17 protein-coding genes and 2 tRNA genes are annotated in these 17786 nt (G+C 59.5%); 3 read left to right on the top strand and 16 right to left on the bottom strand.

All coding sequences use genetic code 11. From position 1 onward, the window contains the following. The first annotated feature begins 106 nt into the window (after nt 1–106). Together ACKXF9_RS05835 and ACKXF9_RS05830 are read left to right on the top strand one after the other, a co-directional pair. Nucleotides 107–180 (top strand) — tRNA-Arg (locus ACKXF9_RS05835). Nucleotides 181–188: 8 nt separating this feature from the next. Then, nucleotides 189–265, top strand: a tRNA-His gene (locus tag ACKXF9_RS05830). A 331-nt stretch (nt 266–596) separates the two neighbouring features. Here ACKXF9_RS05830 and ACKXF9_RS05825 read toward each other — a convergent pair. The 10 genes from ACKXF9_RS05825 to ACKXF9_RS05780 all read right to left on the bottom strand — a co-directional run bounded on the left by ACKXF9_RS05825 (nt 597) and on the right by ACKXF9_RS05780 (nt 10279). Further along, on the bottom strand, nt 597–1946 hold the full coding sequence (locus tag ACKXF9_RS05825; RefSeq protein WP_418265567.1) for a cell envelope biogenesis protein TolA: 1350 nt from the start codon (nt 1944–1946) through the stop codon (nt 597–599). A 14-nt stretch (nt 1947–1960) separates the two neighbouring features. Next, on the bottom strand, nt 1961–2146 hold the full coding sequence (locus ACKXF9_RS05820) for a hypothetical protein (protein WP_249238134.1): 186 nt from the start codon (nt 2144–2146) through the stop codon (nt 1961–1963). A gap of 3 nt (nt 2147–2149) precedes the next feature. After that, entirely contained in the window at nt 2150–4033 is a 1884-nt protein-coding gene (locus tag ACKXF9_RS05815; RefSeq protein ID WP_418265566.1) for a hypothetical protein, read from the bottom strand. A 13-nt stretch (nt 4034–4046) separates the two neighbouring features. Further along, nucleotides 4047–4430 (bottom strand): hypothetical protein, encoded by a 384-nt coding sequence (locus ACKXF9_RS05810; RefSeq protein ID WP_418265565.1) that lies wholly within the window; start codon nt 4428–4430, stop codon nt 4047–4049. 68 nt (nt 4431–4498) lie between these two features. Continuing rightward, nucleotides 4499–4714 (bottom strand): hypothetical protein, encoded by a 216-nt coding sequence (locus tag ACKXF9_RS05805; protein ID WP_097775085.1) that lies wholly within the window; start codon nt 4712–4714, stop codon nt 4499–4501. A 13-nt stretch (nt 4715–4727) separates the two neighbouring features. After that, nucleotides 4728–5726 carry a N4-gp56 family major capsid protein gene (locus tag ACKXF9_RS05800; protein ID WP_249238131.1) on the bottom strand — a complete coding sequence of 333 codons (999 nt, stop codon included), beginning with the start codon at nt 5724–5726 and terminating at the stop codon, nt 4728–4730. Between the two features lie 28 nt (nt 5727–5754). Continuing rightward, nucleotides 5755–6693, bottom strand: a complete 939-nt coding sequence (locus ACKXF9_RS05795) for a ribosomal-processing cysteine protease Prp (RefSeq protein ID WP_418265564.1) — start codon at nt 6691–6693, stop codon at nt 5755–5757. A 17-nt stretch (nt 6694–6710) separates the two neighbouring features. Next, nucleotides 6711–8540 carry a portal protein gene (locus tag ACKXF9_RS05790; RefSeq protein ID WP_418265563.1) on the bottom strand — a complete coding sequence of 610 codons (1830 nt, stop codon included), beginning with the start codon at nt 8538–8540 and terminating at the stop codon, nt 6711–6713. A 12-nt stretch (nt 8541–8552) separates the two neighbouring features. After that, nucleotides 8553–10001 (bottom strand): phage terminase large subunit, encoded by a 1449-nt coding sequence (locus ACKXF9_RS05785; protein ID WP_418265562.1) that lies wholly within the window; start codon nt 9999–10001, stop codon nt 8553–8555. After that, nucleotides 9998–10279 carry a chemotaxis protein gene (locus ACKXF9_RS05780; RefSeq protein WP_249238127.1) on the bottom strand — a complete coding sequence of 94 codons (282 nt, stop codon included), beginning with the start codon at nt 10277–10279 and terminating at the stop codon, nt 9998–10000. Before ACKXF9_RS05780 ends, ACKXF9_RS05785 begins: the two co-directional genes overlap by 4 nt. A gap of 468 nt (nt 10280–10747) precedes the next feature. On the opposite strand from ACKXF9_RS05780, the gene ACKXF9_RS05775 reads away from it, so the two are divergent. Next, nucleotides 10748–12118, top strand: coding sequence for an NCS2 family permease (locus ACKXF9_RS05775; RefSeq protein WP_348584693.1), 1371 nt, complete (start codon nt 10748–10750; stop codon nt 12116–12118). A 137-nt stretch (nt 12119–12255) separates the two neighbouring features. Here ACKXF9_RS05775 and ACKXF9_RS05770 read toward each other — a convergent pair whose 3' ends face one another. The 6 genes from ACKXF9_RS05770 to ACKXF9_RS05745 form a co-directional block, all read right to left on the bottom strand. Continuing rightward, nucleotides 12256–12459, bottom strand: a complete 204-nt coding sequence (locus ACKXF9_RS05770; RefSeq protein WP_097776394.1) for a hypothetical protein — start codon at nt 12457–12459, stop codon at nt 12256–12258. Between the two features lie 52 nt (nt 12460–12511). After that, the gene (gene gltS, locus ACKXF9_RS05765; protein ID WP_418265561.1) at nt 12512–13699 is read right to left on the bottom strand and encodes a sodium/glutamate symporter; all 1188 of its coding nucleotides are present in this window, start codon (nt 13697–13699) and stop codon (nt 12512–12514) included. 14 nt (nt 13700–13713) lie between these two features. After that, nucleotides 13714–14700, bottom strand: coding sequence for a TAXI family TRAP transporter solute-binding subunit (locus tag ACKXF9_RS05760; protein ID WP_418265870.1), 987 nt, complete (start codon nt 14698–14700; stop codon nt 13714–13716). Between the two features lie 100 nt (nt 14701–14800). Continuing rightward, complete coding sequence (locus ACKXF9_RS05755) at nt 14801–15121, bottom strand: hypothetical protein (protein ID WP_097781527.1); 321 nt, start codon at nt 15119–15121, stop codon at nt 14801–14803. 101 nt (nt 15122–15222) lie between these two features. Continuing rightward, nucleotides 15223–16221 (bottom strand): ABC transporter permease subunit, encoded by a 999-nt coding sequence (locus ACKXF9_RS05750; RefSeq protein ID WP_120080912.1) that lies wholly within the window; start codon nt 16219–16221, stop codon nt 15223–15225. An 18-nt stretch (nt 16222–16239) separates the two neighbouring features. After that, a complete protein-coding gene (locus ACKXF9_RS05745) occupies nt 16240–17778 on the bottom strand; it encodes a sugar ABC transporter ATP-binding protein (protein WP_418265560.1) in 1539 nt (512 codons plus the stop codon). Between the last annotated feature and the right edge of the window lie 8 nt (nt 17779–17786).

Here is a 17786-nt window from a genome sequence, read left to right as displayed (position 1 = left end):
TTGCATTTTATGCTTGACAGAATGGGGGCCATATGGTATTATACTTCTCGCAGCGTGTGCCGACACACAGCTGCCACCATAAAGGAACCCAATGGGATAACAACGTGCGCCCGTAGCTCAGGTGGATAGAGCAACTGCCTTCTAAGCAGTGGGCCGGGGGTTCGAGTCCCTTCGGGCGCATCTATGTGGTGCCCATAGCGTAGTCGGTTAACGCGCCAGATTGTGGATCTGGAGACCGTGGGTTCGAGTCCCACTGGGCACCCCACCAAAAAGTCCGCTGTTTAACACAGCGGACTTTTTTTGTTGGTGGGGTACCCAGTGGGACTCGAACAGGGCGGCGGCGCGCAACGACGCAGTCAAAGCCATAGTATGGCTTTGACTAGCCCGCGGGTCCCAATCAGTAGGAATGTCTACCAAGACAAATGCTGTGCTGATGCTTTGCATCGGCGGATTTTTTATTTAGCGGGGTGCCCAGTGGGACTCAGCCCCGCGCCAATATTTTCTGCTAAAAAAAGCATGTGCAGGCCCTTTGGAAAACTGTGGTTTCCCGGGGTCTGCACATGCTTTTTTTGTTCAGCGCTTTTTCTTTATTGCAGTCAGCGCTTCATCTGCTGCAGGATCTGCGCGATCTCTGCACTGGAATAGCCATCCCTGCGCAGCGCACTGCTGATGCTGGTATCATTTTTGCCCTGACTGCGCATCAGCATCGCCATGTAGGGCACCGTCACGTTCCGAGAGGTGTCGCTGCCCAGACGGGTGGCGCTGCTCGTGCTGCGGTTGGCCGTACCGGAAGAGCTGCCGCTACCCGTGCTGCCGGATGCCGCACTGCCTGCCCGGCTGGCCTTCTGGGCCGCATTGTTCTTTTTCAGGTTCCACTCGCTCATTGCAATGTTCAGCTTCTGGCTGGTGATATCGTTGTTGAATTTCTGCTGATTGAGCTTGTCCTGATATTCCCGCTCGCTGGCCTCATTTTCATAGAGCTGCTGCTTCAGGCTGTCCTGATACTGCCGCTCCTGCAGCTGCTGGTTCCACTGGGTGTCGGCACGGTCTGCCTCGTACTGGCGGTTGCCGGAATAGATGTTGTAGCCGGTGTTCAGCAGTCCGCTGACCATGGAACCCAGACCCGTGGTGCCGCTGAGGGCGATCTGCACCGCATCGCCCAGTACGCCCAGTACAGTCACCACATTGTTGAACGCCTGCTGGCGCCGTGCTGCCTGCTGCTGTTCCTGTGCGCTGTAGTAGTCGTGCAGCGTGCCCAGCTGGTTCAGGTAGTCCTGATACTGTCCGTAGTCCTGCGCATATGCATTGTTGTAGGCTTCGCCCTTCTGCCGCAGCTGGGTGTAGTAGTCCGACAGCCGGTCGTTGTACAGCTGCTGCGCGTCCTGCTCACTGCTGTTCAGCTGATCCAGCTGGCTCACCAGCTCGTTGCCGCCGCTGGTATAGGTGTCCAGCGCCAGACTGTACAGCGTAGGGATGGCACTGCTCAGCGCGCCGATCTGCTGCTGGTATGCCTGCTGCGCCACACTTGCGGCATAGCTGGAGCCGTAGCCTCCGGTCAGTGCTGCCGCCTGTGCCGCAGCATCCGCACTGGCGTTATGGGCGTTCTGCAGATAGTTCTGCTCGTACTGACGGTAGAGCGGGTCTTTGGTGTAGCTGTACTGGAAGCTCCCGCGCTGCAGCAGCTGGCCCAGAAGCTGATCGATCTTGTCCTGATAGCGGCTCTCGTAGTCGTCGGGGCGGTTCGTCTGCCATTCCTTCAGGGCATTCTCTGCACTCGTCACCGTCTGACTGGGCTTATAGCTGGCATTTGCCAGTGCATTTTCCACCTCCGAGCGGCTGCCCAGTCCCGCAGCCGAATAACCGCTCTGCGCCGCCGACAGACCATTTTCCTCCGTCTGTGCCTGCACCGCAGCAAGCGCTTCGTCCTGTTTCTTTTTGTTTGCCATAAAAACTCCTTTTCTTACAGATCCTGCAGTCTGGTACGCAGTTCCTCTGACATGTTTTCGGTATCCAGATTGCTCAGCACATATTGCAGCTGTTCCTGCAGCTGGTACAGGTAGCTGCGCAGTGCGCGGGCGTCCTCCGGGTCCATGTTCTCACTGAGCTTGGGCAGACCGATCTTATTGATGCCCATTACGCTTGCCATTTTTCACACCTCCCCGCCTGTAATGCCGCCTTTGGCAGCGGCCACCGTTTTTGCAATGCTGCGCAGGGTGATCTGTCCCCTGCCCTTCAGGCGCAGCCGCAACGTACCGTGCCGCCGGGGAACGAACGGCATATCGTAGCTCCGGCGCACATTCTGCGCCGCCAGCTCTGCCACCGTTTCCCAGGGGCCTCCGTCATAGCTTGCCGCCACCGTCACCGTGCTGCCACATTCGGCATCCAGCCGCAGCGTCAGCCGGGAAAGATACCGGTCCTCTGCACCGTCCAGACCAATGTCTCCCGTGACCAGTTCAAAGTTCAGCTTTTCCTCCACGCCGTCCGTGCTCTGCCAGTCGGTCTCGCGGCTGGGGTCTGCGGCCCACAGGGCCTGGCCGTCCCACAGGTAAAGCTGTCCGCCGGTGCTGGTCATTTCGTAGGAGCAGACATCCTCCTCGCTCCAGAGCGCACGTTCCGTATCATAGACCAGCAGCCTTGCCACACCTTCCCCCGCTGCCGCGCGGGCAATGTGCAGGTAATATCGGCCATCCAACGCGCCACCCACTGCGCTCTGTACATTGGAAAGGCGTCCCGAATCCAGCACACCGGACACCTTGGTGGGGATGCTGCCGTCCCATGCCATCACACCGTCCGGCGAAAGATAATACAGCGTCTCATTCAGCACGCACAGGCTGCGGGCCGCGTTTTTAGCCACACCCCTGCAGCGCAGAGATGTGAGCTGAAAGTCCGAGGGCTTGGAGCCGTAGAGCTTGTGCAGGGTGTTTTCCTTAAAAAACAGCGCATAACCCATGCAGGTAGCCGCTCCGGTAAACGCCCCGTCGCTGCCCACCGTGACGGCATAGCTGTCCGCTGCAATGCCCCGGTAGGAGAACCAGTTGGTGGGGTCGCCCAGCTTACAGGCATAGATCACGTTTTCCTTGCTGCTGCAGCCCCACACCCGGTTGTCACACTCGGTGATGTAATCCAGATCCGGCACGCGGCGTTCCATCCGCACCGGCGTGCTCACCGCAAAGCTACGGGTCTCTTTGCCGTCCAGACTGGTCCACCGGGCACTGTCCGCGCCCTGCACCAGTGTGCCGTAAAAGCATTCTCCCTTCGGTGTCACCTTCACCCGCAGGCCGTTTTCCAGCAGATCATACACCACCAGATCGCCGTTCAGTTCTTCCCACATCCCGGCCTGCTGCGCCGCCGTGCCCGACACCGTCACGGTGTCCCACTGGGCAAACAGCTTCTGTGCGCCTGCTGCCGTGATGCGGCAATAGTCCAGCGGCACTGCCGTCCAGTTGCCGGAGGATGCGCTGTACACCTCCAGCGTGCCGGTGCTGCTCCACGGGTGCTCCTCATCCTCCACCTTTAAAAACAGCTGCCCATCCGCAGGCTTTTCCGGTTCCTCCCTGCCATAGCTGTCTGGCTGATAGGTCTTGCCTGCGGCATCACAGGGCGTAAACTGCACGCTCTGGCCCTCTGCCTTCCATACTGCGCCCAGAGCAGAAACGCTGCCGTCTGCCGTATCAAAGGCCAGCTTATCCGGAAAGATCAGGATCTTCGTGCCGATGCCTACCAGCGCCTTGCGGCTGTCGGATACTGCATTCGTGCAGCCCACCGTGTCGGCCCCGGCAGCGTCCGGGGTATAAATGATGTCCTTCCCGCAGATGGTCAGCAGACCGTTCAGGTGGTACATGCCGTTCAGGCCGGTCAGTGCGTGCAGCTTCCGGCGGGGCTTGCGGGTGCTCAGGGCGGGAAAATCCCTTGCCGAAAAATTCACACCCGCGCTGTACTCTGCTTCCGAGCAGGCGTAGGTCTCGTTCAGCCCGCCGAACACCCGCACGAGGCTGCGGCTGTTTGCAAGCTTTGTCCGGTTTGCAAGGACCATATCCACCACCTCCTTACCAGCGCCACTGAACGGCGGTCAGCGGCGGATAGGTGCGCCGCAGCCACGCCGCAAGGTCGGCCAGAATGCTGTTGTACTGCGCCTGTTCCCCGGCATAGCGGTCGGTCTCCCCAAGGGCCGCATCGGTCATGGCACACAGATAGTGGGGATACATTGCGTCAAAGGGTGCCGGAGCCAGCAGGACATCCTCATCCTGCAGGCTGTCGTCCCACGCAAGGTCTGCGCCCACATCGTCGTAGGCATCCGTGATGCTGTGTTTGAAAAAGCGTTCCCGCAGCATGGCATCTGCCTCCCGCAGCCACGCCTGCCGGGTGGACAGTGCAATGCGGCTGCCCGGGCGCAGCTCTTCGGCGCGCTCCAGCGCCTGTCCTACAGTCATAGATCTCACTCCTTTTCTGAAAAAGCCCGGCCGGGCAGCTGCTCCCAGCCGGGCTTCCTTTCTTCAGATTACTGTGCGGCGTTTTCCGCTGCCGCGATGCGGGCGGCGGTCAGCTCGTCCTGCATCTGACTGTGCTCCAAAACCTCAGCCACCTCGGGCGGCACTTCCACCTCCACGCCCCGGCGGATCTTATAGTTCACGCCGTTGACGCTGACGAACAGGTCGCCCTTGTAGCGGCTGTTGTCCTTGAACAGCCGGATACGCACATTTTTCTTTTCAGCCATGGTTCACACCTCCTCAGTTGGCAGCAGCCGAAGCGGAATAGCTGGACGCGCTCTCGATGCGCACCATGTACTGCTCCACCAGACGCTCTGCCGCACGCATGCCCTTCCAGCCCACGGAAGCACGCTGGTTCAGCGGGTCGTCGCCGTAGCCCAGCTGCTTGACGATGTGCTCCAGACCGCCGCCCTCCAGCTCGGTGACACCGTAGGCATGGGCACCCAGCACCAGCGTGCCGAACACAGCCAGACCGGTGGGGCAGGTGTCATCCTTCCAGATCTTGGCCTCGCTGGTCTCGATGAAGCGGATATTGCCCAGCTTGCCGATCTCGCCACGGAACATGGTGTCCGGGTCGGCGTACTTGTGCACCTCAATGAACTCCTTGCTGGTCTTGAGGTCGTAGGCGGCATAGGGGTGGATGATGGCGATGTAGCTGTCGCCGATGGGGTCCGCATTCATGGCACCCAGCTGTGCCGCCGCCTGGAAGAACAGCTTCGGGGTCAGGGTGCAGGTCTTGTCCAGCGCCTTGCGGCTGGTCACAGCAGTCTCGGCACCGTCTGCCGCCAGCTTGGGCGCATAGATGACGTTGGTGCCGCCTGCCAGCACATCGCGGGTGATGCTGTCCATGGTGCGGCCCGCCTGACTTGCCAGAACGCGGGTAGCCTGCACCACATTGTTGTCGATGGCAGTCATCTGCAGTACATCGGTCAGCGGGGTCCAGCCGCCGTACTGGTGCAGGTCGCTGGTGATGGTGGTCACGTTCAGGGTCTGGCCATTGGGGGTCACGCCCTCGGTCAGCGGAGTGGACGCCTTGGGCAGGCTGTCATACTTGCGGAACTCGATGGTCTTGCCGCCGTTCTGGGGCACCGGGTAGTAGTCCGCAAACTGGTCGTGCACCAGACGCGGCTCTGCCTGATCGATGAGACGCTTCTCATAGAAGGTCTTCATTTCCTGCGACATGGTCGCGGTGGTGTTCAGGTTCTCGGCAAACAGCTGGATGTTGAAAGTGTGGTTCATAGTCTGGTTCCTTTCTCTTGTCAAAACGTTACAGTTCGATCTGTGCTCCGTGGAGCACACGGCGTTCCAGTGCTTCGCGCTGGGCGCGGGTCATGCTGGCAACATCCGGGCGGACGGTGGCCGCACCGCCGGGACGGATGCCGTTTTCGGTGGGCCGTGCGGCGCGCTGCTGGATCCGCTCCACCACGCCCTGTTCCACCGCCTGTGCAGCGGTGCGCAGGTTTTCGTCGTAATGGGCCAGACGGTAAGCGTCCTGCACCCGCATCCCGGGCAGCTGCATCAGACGGCGCATTTCCGGGCTGCGCAGTTCCTTCTGCAAATTGAAGTCCGGCTGGCTGCGGCGTATGGCCGCTTCTTCTGCCGCCCAGCGGGCGTGCAGGCCCTGCACTGCCGTCCGGGTGCTGCAGGCAAGGCCGGACAGCGGTGGCAGTTCCGGGCGCTGAACGGGCGGCTCAGGCCGGGCTTCCGGTTCCGGCTGGGGCGCAGCGGACACGGCAGGGGCGGCTTCACCGGGCTTCATGGTGCCGGAAGCGACTGCCTGCCGGGTCTGTGCTTCGCTCAGGGCCGGGGGAGCAGGAGCGGCATCGCCGCCTTCATTTGCAAACAGCTGCAGATCCATCATGCTCTTCTCGCCCCGGCAGCTCACATCCGCAAAGCGGACATTCTCCGGGTAGCGCTCAGCCAGCAGTGCAAAGCAGGCCTTGGCCAGTTCAAAGGCACCCTGCACCCATTCTGCGCAGGGCGCGTCTGCCTGCACCGCCAGACGCGGGCCGTCCGGCTCGTCAAAGGCATCGCTGCGGGCACTCTCTTCGCCTGCCAGCAGACACACAAGCCCCTGCATCACGGTGCTGGCACCGGCGCACACGATGTCCTGCCCGGCAGGCGCATAGCCTGCGTGACCGGCAGCTTCCAACCGGCAGCTGATCCCGGCCGGGGTATCCATTTCGCTGTAAACAACCTTCATCATAAAAATTCACCTCCTTTTCAATGTAGATCCATGGCTCTTGCAGCAGCGGCCACCGGCAGTGCGCTGCCAAGGCCCGCCAGCTTTGTGGCTGCAGCCTGCCCGTTTTTCTGCGTGAACGCGCTGCTCACGCTGCGGGTCAGGCCATCGGCATCGCTCTGGCCGCTGCCCTGCATCTCGATCACCGCCGCCATCCGCACCATCTGGTCCTGCAGCTGTGCCAGCTGCTGGGCAAGGGTGCCGTTCTGCCGCACCCGCTGGCGCACCTTCTCGATGCCTTCAAAATCCATCATGTCCAGTGCCGCAAGGGCGGCATCGGAATTCTCCGGCTTGAAAAAGCCCAGCTGATAGCATTCTTTTGCGGTCTCGTTCTGGGAAAGGCGGCTGAAGGTGCTCTTCTTGGCGGCACTGACCACGATGTCAAAGACCGGTTCCCGGCTGCCCAGCTCCACGCCGCCCACGCTGCCGCCGGGCACAGCCCGCAGTGCCTGCGCCGAGAAGGGCACGAACCGGTTCTCGCCGCTCTCGCCCACGATGCGGAACACCCGCTGCTCGTCGTAGAACTGGCGCATCAGCTCGATGATCAGGTAGCACTGCTTGGCAAAAGCGCGGTAGGCACTCTTGAGCATATCGCGGGAAAGCTTTGAGCCTGCCTCCTGCAAGGCCGCAATGGCGCTGGCAGCGGTCACACCGCCGGCAGTTCCACCCTGCGTCATATCCCGGTTGCCGCTGATCTCCTTCAGCTCCTCAATGCGGCTCTGGCGGTAGCTCAGGCTGTTGCCCTGCAGGCCGGCCGTCTGCAGGGGACGGAAGCTGTCATCGTTCAGACGGCCCACCACATGCACGATGTCCCGGCTGAAATCGGCCAGCTCTTCCTCGTTGACCCCTGCCGTGTCGCTGAGCACGTACCGCTGCTTTGCGCTCAGCAGCACGTTCTCGTCCATGGCATGGTTCATCTTGTCAATGGCCGTCTGGCAGTCCTTCATCACATCGATGTACCCAAAGCCCGCCGGGCTGTCCTCCTCCACGAACAGCGGGTCAAATACAAAGGGGTACTGTCCGTGGTCGTACAGGCCCCTTTCTGCCAGCGCCGGGTCGTTCTGGCTGGCGTACAGCACCACGCCGTTGCAGAATTTGCAGTAGTGCAGCACCATGCGGCCGCTGGCATCCGGCCGCTTATAGTACCAGTCCACCACCACGCTCTTGGTGCTGGTGTCCTGTCCTTCATCGTGGATGTACCGGGGCACATCCAGCACACTGGCGGTGCGGCCCCGCAGCTGCGGATACCGGGCGCTCAGCTGGGCCGTATCCTCAAGGCTCAGGCTGAAAAAGTCCGGCGACGCCTGAATATCTGCTGCGCCCGGCTCCCAGTAGAGCATCAGCAGGTTCACGCTGCGCACCGCAATGTCGCCGATGCCGCCGCGCATTGCCGGGTCCCAGAAGATGCCGGTCACGCCGGTGCCTGTCTTGAGCTTGCGCCACCAGCAGTCGCTGTACACCTGCTCGTAGTCGGCCTGTTCCAGCACCACCGGCAATACGCTGGAAAGTGCCCGTGCGGTGTCCTCGTCATCTGCCGACCGGGGCAGCACGTTGGGCTCCGGGTAGTTGTCCATGGCGTCCGCATGCTTGTTGGCAATGCTGTTGAACAGCCATCCGCTGGAGGGCTGGGCCTTGCCGGGCATCATGGGGTTCTGGTAATTCTTCCAGTGGCCCATGCGGAACCACAGCTCGTTGTCCACAATGCGCTTGTCCAGCGCGGCCTTGCCCGCCTTGTAGCGCTGCAGCGTCTGCATGGCCTCAGCCACCTGTGCTTCGCCCACCGGCAGGCTCTCGTTCTCATAATCGTCCATCGCGTTTCTCCTTTAAATTCTGTAAAATCTTGCCTGTTTGTGCAGCTCCAGCGGGTCGTCCTGCAGGGGCGGCGCAGCGCAGCGGCAGGGCGGACTGATGGGGTTTTCCATCAGCACATAGCGGCACTCGTCATAGATGTGATCCTCCTGCCGGGTGTCGATGTCCTCCACATTGCTCTCATCGTACACAAGGTTCGGGATGGTGCGGATGAAGTGTTTGCAGGTGTTGAAGACCTGCAGCATCGGCCTGCCGTCCGTGTCAAAGTTCAGCCGGTAGTGGAACTGCATCTTTCCGGCCAGACGGGTGTGGTCGCCGGGGGCCCAGTGCAAAAAGCCGGGGGCCCGCTCCATCATGGCAGCAATGCTCTCGCCGCGGCTCTCATCAAAGATGGCCGGGTCGGCAATGCCGTGGATCACCCTGCCCCGCAGCAGAGGGTCGTTCTGCTCTGCCTCCCGGATGCGCCGGGCCTGTTCCACCGGGTCGATACGCAGGCCCTCGTTGGGGCGGCCCGTGCAGCCGTACAGCTCCCGGATACGGTAGAGCCGCCCGTCCTCATCCGCAGCGTACCACCCCACCGAGAAGGGCTTCGAGAAGCCAAAATCGAACCCGCGGTAGATGGTCCAATGCTTCGGGATGGTGAAGGGTGCGATGACATGCGTCCAGCGCTGATCCTGATAGTGGGCCGGGTCGTTGCGCCACTCGGTGAACACCTGACCGCTGAAGCTGTCCCAGCTGCCATAGAGCAGGGCCTGCTTTTCCGCTTCCGGCATGCTGGCAAGGCTTGCAAGGTAGCCGGGATCGTTGGCCAGCAGGGCGGGGTTATCAAAGATGCTGGACGGGATGAACACCCGCGAGCGCTGCAGCTTCTGCTCGGTGCCGTCCGGCAGCCTGACTGTGTGTTCCTCCACAATGGGCGTACCGGGCGGTGCCGGCGTGATGAACCTTGCCTTCACCCACCCGTGGCCGATGCCGCCGGGATTGGTGGTGGCCCGCATGTACACCCGGGTGCCCGGGCCGGTGGGACGGTTGCGGCTCATCATGTAACTGTACTCTTCCCATTCAAAGTGGGTCAGCTCGTCAAAGCCGATAAAATCAAAGGCCTTGCCCTGATAATTGGTGCGGTCCTTGGTGTACTGCATGGAGCCAAAATAGATCTTTGCCCCGCTGGGGAAGTTCCACACATGGGTGGTGGCGTTGTACTGCGCCTGCGGAAAAGCCCTGCGGTAGTACATCTGGCTTTTGTCCACCAGATCGGAAAGCTGCGGGTAGGTCTTGCGCAGGATCAGCGCCCGGTAGTGAGGGATATGCACCTGCCGCAGCGCTTCAATGATGAGCGCATCGCTTTTTCCGCCGCCTGCCGCACCGCCGTACAGCGCTTCCGGCTCCGGGCGGCGCATGAACTCGGCCTGTCTGGGTTGTGGCCGCCAGACCACCGGCGCTCTTGCTTCCTGTGTGCTCATGTTTCTTCCTCCACGGGCGGCAGGATCACCACGCCGCATCCTGTGCCCTCTGTCTGTGTGCCCTGATCGTTCAGGGTCTTGGCCACAGCGGCCAGATCCTTGAGCACCGCCGTGGCCTCCTTGAGGCCCTTGATGGTGCTGCCGTCTGCCGCGCCCGTTTTCTTTGCTGCCTTTTGGCGGGCATTCAGCTCCCGTACCTCCTGCGCCAGCAGGGTGCTCAGGGTGTCGGTGGCCCGGCTCAGGCTTTCCAGCCCTTTGGCCTGTTTTATCTGCCCCATGGTGTGGGTATCAGCTCCTTTCTGCCCCGATGTGCTGGGCTATGGCAAAAGGATACCACCGTCTGCCGAACTCCGACAGGGTGTACTTTTTCAGGGCCGAACGGTATATTTAATTTGCAAAAATCCTTACAGTATAATAAAGCCGTATTTTAAACAACGTTATCCTGTCATTTTTTGAAAGCAGTGTATTTTTCCACGCGAAACCTGTGGCAAATCTCCCGGAAACGTTTAAAGTCATACTCATTTGCAATTTTTGGACAAAAAATGAAAAAAATGTGTTTATTTTGTGGACAAACCCAGGCGGAACATGCTACAATAGCTTTTGTTCTTTCCCGCCGCACGCACCGGCGGGATGTTTTGGGAGCTGTGTTTATAAGCAGGGTGTGCCGAACGGATGCGGGCAACCCCCTTCAGGCGGTGTGCTGTGTTTATGAAAACGGCTTCTTATTTAAAATCAGGAGGTTCTTCATGTTAGAAAACATCTTTCATCTGAAAGAAAACCACACCGATGCCAAGACCGAGATCATGGCTGGTATCACCACCTTCATGACCATGGCCTACATCCTTGCGGTCAACCCCAATATCCTGTCCGCCTCGGGCATGGATTCCGAGGCTGTTCTGATTGCCACCGCGCTGGCATCCTTTGTTGGAACTGCGCTTATGGCTCTGCTTGCCAACTATCCGTTTGCACTGGCACCCGGCATGGGCCTGAACGCCTACTTCTCCTACACGGTCGTTCTCACCATGGGTTACAGCTGGCAGCTGGCCCTGATGGCCGTCTTTGTGGAGGGCATCATCTTCATCGTGCTGTCCCTCACCAATGTCCGTGAGGGCATCTTCAATGCCATTCCCATGACCCTGAAGAGTGCCGTCAGCGTGGGCATCGGCCTGTTCGTTGCTTTTGTCGGTCTGCAGAACGCAAAGCTGATCGTCAACAGCGATTCCACCCTCGTCACCTACCAGCACTTCAAGGGCGAGACCTTCTCCAGCGTGGGCATGGGCGCGATCCTTGCCCTGTTGGGTATCGTGATCACCGCCATCCTGCTGGTAAAGAAGGTCAAGGGCGGCATCCTGTACGGCATCCTTATCACATGGGTGCTGGGCATCCTCTGCGAGATCGCCGGCATCTATGTTCCCAACCCCGACGCAGGCATGTACTCCGTCATTCCCACCGCCTTCGTCAGCTTCGACTTCTCCGCGCTGGGCAAGACCTTTGGTCAGGTGTTCAAGACCGATTTCTCCGGCGTTGGCATCCTGAACTTCTTTGCCGTCATGTTCTCCTTCCTGTTCGTTGACCTGTTCGATACGCTGGGCACCCTGATCGGTGTTGCCTCCAAGGCCGACATGCTGGACGAGGACGGCAAACTGCCCCACATCAAGGGCGCACTGATGGCCGACTCCATCGCCACCTGCGCAGGCGCTGTGCTGGGCACTTCCACCACCACCACCTTCGTGGAGAGCGCTTCCGGCGTCACCGAGGGCGGCCGCACCGGTCTGACCGCTATGACCACCGGCATCCTGTTCCTGCTGGCCACCATTTTCAGCCCGCTGTTCCTCACCATCCCGTCCTTTGCAACGGCTCCGGCCCTGATCATCGTGGGCTTCTACATGATGGGCTCCGCCGTCAAGATCGACTTCAATGACCCCAGCGAGGGCATCCCCGCCTTTCTCACCATTCTGGCCATGCCCACTGCCTACAGCATCTCTGAGGGCATCGCCATCGGCGTCATTTCCTGGACCATCATCAACGTCGTCTCCGGCAAGGCCAAGGAAAAGAAGATCAGCCCGCTGATGTACGTGCTGACCGTGCTGTTCATCCTCAAGTACGTGTTCCTCTAAGCCGCTGATCTTACCGCAAACAAAAAGCTCCCGTCCTGATGATGGACGGGAGCTTTTCTGCTTCCTGTGATCCGGAACAGCCTGTGCATTCGCTCCGGGCTGTCCGGCGTGGAACTATTCTTTTTTAGCAATCGGGGTTATTTGCGCCGCGGGTGGATATGCACTTCCGGGATAGCCACGTTATCATAGTGGATCGGCTTATCTGCCGCCGGAGTGCCGTCCGCATCCGTATGATGTGCCACCTTGCCGGTATGGATTTCCGGCACGGCCACGGTTTCTTCCTCATGGGGATGCTCCCGCTTTTTTCCGAGCCACGTTTTCAGATGGTGATAAAGCGACATTGCACGTCTCCTTTCCCGGTGCGGAAGCCCGCCCGAACTGTAAAGATCAGCTTCAGATAAAATTGATGAACACCGTAATGACCAGACTGTTCAAAAAGTCCGCAAACAGACTGCCCACCAGCGGGATCAGCAGATACGCCTTGACCGAGGGCGAATATTTATCGCAGATGGCCTGCATGTTGGCCATGGCGTTGGGCGTTGCACCCATGCCAAAGCCGCAGGTGCCGGATACGATGACCGCCGCATCGTAATCGCGGCCCATGATGTTGAACACCACCAGCACCACATACAGGATCATGAACAGGGTCTGCCCGGCCAGCAGTACGATCAGCGGCAGGGCCAGCTCTGCCAGCTGCCACAGCTTCAGGGTGATCATCGCCATGCCCAGGAACAGCGAAAGGCAGATGCCGCCAATATCGTTGATCTCGCCCATATACACGGTGTACTGGCCGCTGTATTCGCCCACATTGCGGATGATCGCCGCCGCGATCATGGCACCGATATAGACGGGGAAGGTCATGCCCGTCATGCTCAGAAGTCTGGACAGCACCGTGCCGATGCCCATGGCGACGATCAGCTGAAAGCTTGCCGCCGGGTACATGGTAGTGTGGCGCTCGTGCTTCATTTCTTCTTCCACCAGCAGGCTGTCATCCTCCGGTACCACCGTGGCCAGCAGGTTGTGCCGCTCAATGAGCATCTTGCCGATGGGGCCGCCCATCATGCTGCCTGCGATCAGGCCATAGGTGGCCGCTGCCGTGCACAGGGTGGTGGCCCCCTGAATGCCAAAGTCCTCCAGCACCGGGCCAAAGGCACCGGCGGTGCCGTGGCCGCCCACCATAGGGATGGAGCCGGTGCAAAGGCCCACCAGCGCATCCACGCCCAGCAGCTTTGCCAGCCCCACGGCCATAAAGTTCTGGCTGACGATCAGCACGATGACCACGCCCAGAAACACGATCATCGCTCTTCCGCCGCTTTTCAGCACCTTGAGGTTCGCCTGAAAGCCCACTGAGGTGAAGAACATCACCATGCAGACTTCCTTTAGAATATCATCAAATGCAAACTCGGCAACGCCGGTCACATAGCACACGCAGGTAAAAATGGCGAACAGCACGCCGCCAATGACCGGGGCCGGAATGCAGAAGCGTTCCAGCACCTGCACCCTTTCCCGCAAAAACTTACCCAGCATCAGCACCAGCACGGCAACGGCCAGTGTCTGATACATATCCAATTCGATCTTCATTGCTCTACTTTCCCTCAGTTCCCAGCCGTTTGATTGACCGTAATTCCTGCCGCCTTATAGTATGCGGCCGCGCCCGCATGGAACGGGATGCCAACGCCCTCTACTGCGTTTTCCTCCGGGTCCAGCGGGATGCCCAGCTGCTCTTCCAGCCCTTCCCGGCTGGAGAACAGAAGCTGTGTCAGCTGCTGCACCTGCTTTGCAGGCAGCGCGTTGCTGGCCAGCAGAACGGCTTTCACGCCCACCGTCTGCACCTCCTCCGTCTGTCCGGGATAGGTGCCTGCCGGCAGCGTGACCGTGTTGTAGGCGCTGTAAGCGCTCATCAGGCGCTGTGCCGCCGCACCGTCCACCTTCAGCAGTCGGATGCCGCACTCACCTGCCAGAGCGGTCAGCACTGGGCTGGGCGCGCCCACCGTCATAAAGATGGCATCCACCCTGCCCGCCTTCAGCTGGGCAGCGGCATCCTCATAGTTCAGGTTCACCATGCTCACCATCTTGTCGTTCAGACCATAGGCAGATAAGATCTGCAGCGCGTTCTGCTCCGAGCCGGATTCTTCCGCGCCAATGCTCACCGTCCTGCCGTGCAGGTCCTCAATGGACCGGATGTCGGAATCTGCCCGCACCACCACCTGACAGGTCTCGGTGTACAGCGCCGCCACGGCACCAAAGCCGCGGTCCTCCTCCTCGTCGGCAAAGATGCCGGTCTGGTCATAGGCATCCTGCACAAGGTCTGCCTGTGCAATGGCCAGCTGCAGGTATTCGCCGGTCAGCAGGCGCAGGTTCGCTGCGGAACCGGCGGTAGCCTTCAGCTCCACCTGCCCGTTGTCCGTCTCGTTTTCCAATGCTGCGAACCGCTCACCGAACTCCCGGTAGATGCCGCCCTCGCCAGCCACACCGAAGCGCAGCCGTTTGGCCTTTTCTGTCGATGCACATCCGCTCAGAACCGCAGCTGCCAGCAGAATGCCTGCCAGTGCCGCCGCGAGCCATTTCTTTTTCAAGATCACCACTCCTCTTCCTGCCGCCGCAGTGCGGCAGAGCTTTTATCCTAAATTATACGCATATTGCGGATGAAATGCAATCACCTTCTGTAGAAAAGGAATGCACTTACCCTCCGAACAGCCCGAAGAAGCTGGTGTGGGTCACGCCCAGCACAAGGAACAGTGCGATCAGTGCAAACAGCACTCCGATGATAATATCCATCTGGTGCACGGTCAGCGGAAAATGGTCGTACATTTTTTCTTTCGCATTCACAAAGTTTTTGTCGCCGTTGTTCAGCAGGCTCTTTTTGCCCTCCTCAAAATCCGCCTTCTGCGCGGCCAACTCTGCCTGCTCCTGTGCAAGCTGTTCTTCCCGGGCCGCAAGGGCAGCTTCCCGCCGGGCAAGCTCCTCTGTGAACTGCTCCCTTGTTCGGTTTTCCTGTGCCATAAGCACACCTCCTGATGTTGTTTTTCTTTATAATACCACACAAATGCAGATAAAAAAAGCGGGCCGCCTGCCCAAAAGCAGACGACCCACAGAAAAAGCTCTTACTTCTTTGCCAGATACTTGCGGATATCGATGGCCACAGCCACAATGATGACCAGGCCCTGAACGATGTAGGTGTAGGAGGAGTTCACGTTCATGAACTGCAGAGCCACCTTCATCAGCTCAAAGACCAGAACGCCGACCAGAACGCCGGGAACAGTACCAACGCCGCCGGTGGTGGAAACACCGCCGATGGTGCAGGCTGCGATGGCGTCCAGCTCATAGCCCATTGCAGTGTTGACGGATGCGCCGCCGGACTTTGCAGCCAGCAGGCAGCCTGCCAGACCGAACATGCAGGAGGCCAGGATGTAGATGCGGATCTTGGTAGCGTGCACGTTGACACCGGCCACCTCAGCAGCAGCTTCGTTGCCGCCGATGGCGTACATGTACTTGCCGTGGCGGGTCTTGTTGTACAGGAACCAGAAGCATGCGGCCACCACCAGTGCGATCCAGATCAGCACAGGCACACCGATGATGGTGTTGGAGGCCAGAGAGGTGAAGTTTTTGTTCAAAGAGCCGATGGGGGTACCGCCGGTGTACACCAGACAGATACCGTAGACTACCTGCTGCATGCCCAGAGTTGCAATAAAGGGCTGCACCTTCAGGTAGCTGACCACCAAACCATTGCACAGACCCACGATGGCGCAGATAGCAATGACCAGAATGAACACCACGGGGGTGGACAGGGTGGGCATATTGGGGTAGAACTTGCCGGAAGCGCCTTCGGTCTGCGCAAAAATGCAGGCCAGACATGCGGCAAAACCAGCCAGACGGCCAGCGGACAGGTCGTTACCGGTGGTGATCAGACAGCCGGAAATGCCCAGAGCGATGATGTAGCGGATGGACACGTTCTTGAACAGGTTGATCATGTTGGTGCCGGAGAAGAAGTTGGGGTGCATGATGCCAACGATCAGAGTGATGGCCAGCATCATCATAATAATGGCGTTGTTGCTGAGCCACTTGCCCACAGCCTTGCCATTCAATTTTTTGGTAGCTTCCACGATAGACAGCCTCCTTATTTACTGATTTGCCGCAGCGGTGGGTGCGGTCTCGAACTGGGTAGCCAGTGCCATGATGTTTTCCTGCGTAGCGTCCTTGCCGTCGATAAAGCCGGTGATACGGCCATCGCACATGACCATGACACGGTTGGACATACCGATGATCTCGCTCATTTCGGAGGAGATCATGATAATGCTCTTGCCCTGCTTGGCCAGATCGGCGATGATGCAGTAAATTTCATACTTTGCACCGACGTCGATGCCGCGGGTAGGCTCGTCCAGAATGAGAACATCGGGGTTGTTGGCAAGCCAGCGGGCGATCAGCACCTTCTGCTGGTTGCCGCCGGAAAGGCTCTTGATCTGGGTCTTGGGGCTGGGCACCTTGATGGCCATCTTTTCCTTGTTGGTAGCCACCAGATCCAGGATCTTCTTGTTGTCCAGCATGATGGGGCCCTTGCGCAGGGCATCCAGCGATGCAATGGAGATGTTATCCGCAACACTCAGCACACCCATGATGCCGGTGGCACGGCGGTCCTCGGTCAGCAGAGCCACGCTCTTCTGGATGGCGTCGCGGGGCTGCTTGATGTTGACCTCTTCGCCCTTGATCCACACCTTACCAGAGGTATGGGCACGCAGGCCGAAGATGCCTTCCATCAGCTCGGTGCGCTGTGCGCCCACCAGACCGGCCACGCCCAGGATCTCGCCTTTTTTGACCTCGAAGCTGCAGTGGCGGAAGGAACGCGGATGGATGGAGGTAAAGTCCTCCACCTTCATCATGACCTCGTCCGAGGGATGGTTCTCCAGCGGGGGATACAGGTTCGACAGCTCACGGCCGACCATCTTTGCAATGATCTCTTCCTTGGTCATGTTGGCAACGTCCCACTTACCGATGTACTGGCCATCGCGCATGATGGTGACTTCGTCCGCGATCACCTTGATCTCGTCCATCTTGTGGCTGATATAGACCAGTGCCACGCCCAGAGCCTTCAGCTCGCGCATGATGCGGAACAGCGACTCAACTTCGTTTGCGGTCAGCGAGGAAGTGGGCTCGTCCAGAATCAGCACCTTGCAGTTTGCGGAAACAGCCTTTGCAATTTCCACCATCTGCATCTGTGCGATGCTCAGAGAGCCAAGCTTTGCATGGGGATTGATCTCCAGCTTCAGCTTTTTCAGCAGTTCATCGGTATCTTTGTACATTTTGGCATGGTCCACAACAGTGACGATGCCGTATTTCTTGGTGGGGTAGCGGCCCAGCCAGATGTTCTCGGCCACAGTACGTGCCGGAATCGGCTGCAGTTCCTGATGCACCATGGCAATGCCGCGGTTCAGTGCATCCAGAGGGGTGGTGATGGTAACTTTTTCGCCCTCGTATTCAATTTCGCCCTCGTCCATCTTGTAAATGCCAAACATGCATTTCATCAGTGTGGACTTACCGGCGCCGTTTTCACCCATCAGCGCCATGACCTTACCGGGGCGAAGCTCCAACTGGGCGTGATCCAGCGCTTTGACGCCGGGGAAGGTCTTGACCACGCCTTTCATTACCAGACGGTATTCTGACATTCCGCAGA

The sequence above is a fragment of the Faecalibacterium sp. 9 genome, assembly GCF_048320955.1.
Taxonomy (GTDB): domain Bacteria; phylum Bacillota; class Clostridia; order Oscillospirales; family Ruminococcaceae; genus Faecalibacterium; species Faecalibacterium wellingii.
Note: the sequence above shows the minus strand (reverse complement) of the source record. Positions and strands in the feature narration are given on the sequence as shown.

Coding starts and splice junctions, on each gene's coding strand:
- ACKXF9_RS05820 (WP_249238134.1), bottom strand. CDS start 2,146: ATGGCAAGCGTAATGGGCATCAATAAGATCGGTCTGCCCAAGCTCAGT.
- ACKXF9_RS05775 (WP_348584693.1), top strand. CDS start 10,748: ATGTTAGAAAACATCTTTCATCTGAAAGAAAACCACACCGATGCCAAG.
- ACKXF9_RS05780 (WP_249238127.1), bottom strand. CDS start 10,279: ATGGGGCAGATAAAACAGGCCAAAGGGCTGGAAAGCCTGAGCCGGGCC.
- ACKXF9_RS05745 (WP_418265560.1), bottom strand. CDS start 17,778: ATGTCAGAATACCGTCTGGTAATGAAAGGCGTGGTCAAGACCTTCCCC.
- ACKXF9_RS05785 (WP_418265562.1), bottom strand. CDS start 10,001: ATGAGCACACAGGAAGCAAGAGCGCCGGTGGTCTGGCGGCCACAACCC.
- ACKXF9_RS05770 (WP_097776394.1), bottom strand. CDS start 12,459: ATGTCGCTTTATCACCATCTGAAAACGTGGCTCGGAAAAAAGCGGGAG.
- ACKXF9_RS05800 (WP_249238131.1), bottom strand. CDS start 5,726: ATGAACCACACTTTCAACATCCAGCTGTTTGCCGAGAACCTGAACACC.
- gltS (WP_418265561.1), bottom strand. CDS start 13,699: ATGAAGATCGAATTGGATATGTATCAGACACTGGCCGTTGCCGTGCTG.
- ACKXF9_RS05810 (WP_418265565.1), bottom strand. CDS start 4,430: ATGACTGTAGGACAGGCGCTGGAGCGCGCCGAAGAGCTGCGCCCGGGC.
- ACKXF9_RS05815 (WP_418265566.1), bottom strand. CDS start 4,033: ATGGTCCTTGCAAACCGGACAAAGCTTGCAAACAGCCGCAGCCTCGTG.
- ACKXF9_RS05805 (WP_097775085.1), bottom strand. CDS start 4,714: ATGGCTGAAAAGAAAAATGTGCGTATCCGGCTGTTCAAGGACAACAGC.
- ACKXF9_RS05825 (WP_418265567.1), bottom strand. CDS start 1,946: ATGGCAAACAAAAAGAAACAGGACGAAGCGCTTGCTGCGGTGCAGGCA.
- ACKXF9_RS05795 (WP_418265564.1), bottom strand. CDS start 6,693: ATGATGAAGGTTGTTTACAGCGAAATGGATACCCCGGCCGGGATCAGC.
- ACKXF9_RS05755 (WP_097781527.1), bottom strand. CDS start 15,121: ATGGCACAGGAAAACCGAACAAGGGAGCAGTTCACAGAGGAGCTTGCC.
- ACKXF9_RS05790 (WP_418265563.1), bottom strand. CDS start 8,540: ATGGACGATTATGAGAACGAGAGCCTGCCGGTGGGCGAAGCACAGGTG.